The following is a 3,617-nucleotide window of genomic DNA, read 5'->3' as shown; positions in this document are numbered from 1 at the left end:
GTCATTCCGGTGCGCGCCTTCCCGATCCAGGCGCCGACCCGCGGCATTTCCCTGGTGCGCGACGGCGGCAAGGAAGCGGCCTGGATCGACGACCTCGCCGAGCTGCCGGAACAGATGAGCAGCCTGGTGCAGGAAGAAATCGAGGGCCGCGAATTCATCCCCGAGATTTTGCACATCAAGGACGTGTCGAGCTTCGCCACGCCCTGCACCTGGTATGTGAAGACCGATCGCGGCGACACCGAGTTCGTGCTGAAAGTGGACGAAGACATCCGCCGCGTCGGCGAAGCCTCGCTCCTGGTGTCGGACAGCCACGGCATCAACTTCCTGGTGCGCGACATGTTCCACATCGACAAGCACAGCCGCAGAATATTGGATCGATTCCTATAAAATCAGCTGTTAAGCGGAAGAATATTTAGTTGCGCAATCTCAAGAAAATGATGTAGTGTGGACATTTCGCTAACGTTACCAACACTAGTTAATCTGCTATGCATATCCCGCCCAAATACGCAGGTAAGTATCTTTATCATTTTACTCATCTAGATAACTTGCAATCCTTGTTAAAAACGGGATTGCTCTCGAAGAATCATCCGCAATTTCCTGGCGCGGACGCGACGTCAATCGCTGCTGCTAACATTCAAGAGCGCCGGTCAACAATGGAAGTTCCCTGCGGGGCGAAGGGGGTCGTGCATGATTATGTGCCGTTCTATTTCGGATCACTAAGTCCCATGCTGCTGGCGGTGATAAATAAGAAAAATATCGACCAGTGGGATATTGTCTACCTCGAGTTTCCAATTAAGATATTAGAGCGTGCTGGCGCTGTATTTGCTGATGCTGCGGCGAATACAGCAGTTCCACCTAATTTTTTTGATGACGGGCTGCTCCTGGAAAAACTAAATTGGAAGGAAATAGATTCTATAAAGTGGACCAATGAGAGCGAATGTACCAAGCAGCAGAGAATGGCCGAGGCTTTAATACCAAATTCAATTTCGTTGCGTGAGGCGAGCAGGATTATTGTTTGGAATGAGGGTATAAAGAATCACGTTGAGGAGATTTTGGCAGAGACGAACATTGGAGCAATGGCCGTTGAATACGAGTCTCCTAACCGCAGACATTATTACAAAAAATGGCAGCCTGCCGCAGATAAAGGTTTTAGTCTGGTGACGGGCCCAAAAGGAATTAAATACGCATATGAGTTGGCCTGCCAGGAAATTCACGATTTGCCGCACACAAGAGCTGGTGCGATTTTTAAGAACCCGAAATCTCTCTTGGTCGCATTGCGAAGTAATTTCGGGGCGATCCCACACACAGCCGAATTGATTGGTCTGTGCTCGGAAAATGGTGTGCATCGGCGCACGGTAGATTTACACACCATCGATGTCGTGAATGAACTTCTTTCTTTAGACGAGTTTGCGGAATTTGACGAGGCTTCACGTGGTCGACTTGAATTGGCGGCATATTTGCATGATATTGGTAAGGGGCCAAAGGCTCGGTGGGAGTGGAACAACGGCATTCAGAAAGTTGATGCTGACCATCCTGTACGTGCAATGCCGATGCTAGTGGAAATATTCAAAAAATATATATCGACCGCACGAGCGCAGACTATTAATATCTTACTCAAACTCGTGTGTTATCACGATCTCGTCGGTGAGGTACTGGGCAAGGGGCGTGATGAGGGGCAGATTGTCGAAATTGCTGCAGATGAGTTGGAATTGAAGATGCTTTTCGCAATTGGAAAAGCTGATGCGACTGCACTGTCTAAGAATTGGTGGGATCAAGATTTAGCGGATGCGTTGTATTCGCGTTGTTTGACCGCAATTGTAGAGCGTGGTGTCCAAGCTGAGGCCTAATATGATCCATTTTACTAAGGGAGACATGTTTGATATCGACGTCAACGCACGTGTCAACACGGTAAATTGTGTTGGCGTAATGGGAGCTGGCGTTGCGTTGGCTTTTAAGACTCGCTATCCTACGATGTTTCTGGAATATAAAGAAGCCTGCGCGACCGGAAAAATTCAGCCAGGCTTAATGCATATCTGGCATGGGGGCGATGAGTCATGGGTAATAAATTTTCCGACAAAGCGACACTGGCGTGAGAAATCTCGATATGAAGATATCGAATCAGGTTTAATCGCATTAAAAAATTATTTAAGCGGTTTCAAAGGTGTAAAGGTAGCACTCCCCGCTCTCGGTTGTGGAAATGGTGGGTTAGACTGGAAGCGCGTAGGGCCTATGATCCAGAACCATTTGGCTAATTTAGACGCGGAGATTTTTGTTTTCGAACCAGCTGATTCTATGAGGCTGGCAAAGCGCCTTAGTAGTCATGTTGATCCCAATAGTGAACTTCATGCACTTGGCTTTGAATCTATTGAATTGCCTTTTGGTTCCGAACTGTCATCAAATCCAAATTTATTTGTTAAAGGGAATGCGGAGCTCTTGGCGAGCCAGTGGATTGCCATATGGACATCAACCGAAATTTCCGATCGGGAATTCCATGCGTTGGAGTCAATAGCGAATCAAATGGGCTTGTTGAAAAATCCGCCGACAATTGGGTTGATCTATCACAACCATGCTAGCGAGGAAATTGCTGAGATTTTCCTTAGGTATGGCCTTGCTGTTATTTTGCTACTGCCGTTTAGTCCACGCGTTAAGAAGCGTGTTGGTCTTTCTGATGATGAAAATAACAAGATTACTTACGCCATTCTTTCAATCGGAGAATCTGAGAAGAAGAGCTCCGCAAAACTTGAAAAATTGGTATCCGACATGCTTCGCCAGGGTGCAAGCACAGTTCTTTTGTCAGATCCGCAGCCGCAACTCTACAGTAAGCGAGCTCTAAGTCAGTTCAGTGGGAAACCCTGTTTCTTTATCAAATATGCTACGCATAGCGAATCGGATATTGCATACTTAGAAGCTGCTGGCTTTGTGCCAATTGGGCGACGTCCTGAAACGGGCGCTCCAAATCTAACCCCATTAATACAGCAGAAAGGTCCGTATGGTGAGTTGTCTGACACTATCGCCTCGGGATCGATCTTTACTTCTCTAGCTACTTCAGAAAAATTGAGGATTATTGCAGACCTGATCGAGCGGAACAAATTGGATCTAGGTGTATATTTTTCTGTAGACTTGGATGCTCTTCCAGAAAATGTTAGGTCAGATTTTCAATCACTGTTAGTTACTGAATAGTTGTTTTCGATATTGTGTAAGTGACGAAGGCCAAGCACCATTTTATGGTGCCTGAGACATTCCTCATTAAAAGTACAGCCGCGAGATCCTGGATTGTCGCTTGTACAACGCAGCGATCTCGCTACCCGTGTGATCGTCGTCAATGTTCAAGCCGGCGGCGGACTAGTAGCAGGCGTAAGCGGGATCGGGCGCAACTACACGGTCGTGCGCTATAGTGGCTGACGGCTGACGGGTCTACGGCCTGGCGCGGTGTCCTGGCAACGGCAATCCCGGCGTGATCCCGTTCGCGGCCGACCTGCTTGATGGGGCGGGCTTGGCGTGGCCCACGCCCACGAATTCATCCTGCGCCTGCCGCAGGGCTACGACTCGATGGTGGGCGAGCGCGGCCAGGGCCTGTCCGGCGGCGAGCGCCAGCGCATCTCGATCGCGCGCGCGCT

Annotated in this window: 3 protein-coding genes; all 3 read left to right on the top strand. The window is 48.8% G+C overall.

Annotated elements, in window-relative coordinates; genetic code table 11:
• On the top strand, positions 1 to 387 hold a 387-nt coding region (locus AC56LR_RS21590; protein WP_497133532.1), incomplete at its 5' end, for a cyanophycin metabolism-associated DUF1854 family protein.
• Positions 388 to 485: 98 nt separating this feature from the next.
• Entirely contained in the window at positions 486 to 1,847 is a 1,362-nt protein-coding gene (locus AC56LR_RS21585; protein WP_497133530.1) for a DUF4433 domain-containing protein, read from the top strand.
• A gap of 25 nt (positions 1,848 to 1,872) precedes the next feature.
• Positions 1,873 to 3,180 (top strand): macro domain-containing protein, encoded by a 1,308-nt coding sequence (locus tag AC56LR_RS21580; RefSeq protein WP_497133528.1) that lies wholly within the window; start codon positions 1,873 to 1,875, stop codon positions 3,178 to 3,180.
• Positions 3,181 to 3,617 lie beyond the last annotated feature (437 nt).

This window comes from Telluria sp. ZT3P39, from assembly GCF_059685935.1.
The sequence above is the reverse complement of the archived record's forward strand: the minus strand, read 5'-3'. Positions and strand labels throughout refer to the sequence as shown.

Excerpts from the sequence above, each read along its gene's own strand:
- AC56LR_RS21585 (WP_497133530.1), top strand. The coding sequence starts at position 486 with ATGCATATCCCGCCCAAATACGCAGGTAAGTATCTTTATCATTTTACT.
- AC56LR_RS21580 (WP_497133528.1), top strand. The coding sequence starts at position 1,873 with ATGTTTGATATCGACGTCAACGCACGTGTCAACACGGTAAATTGTGTT.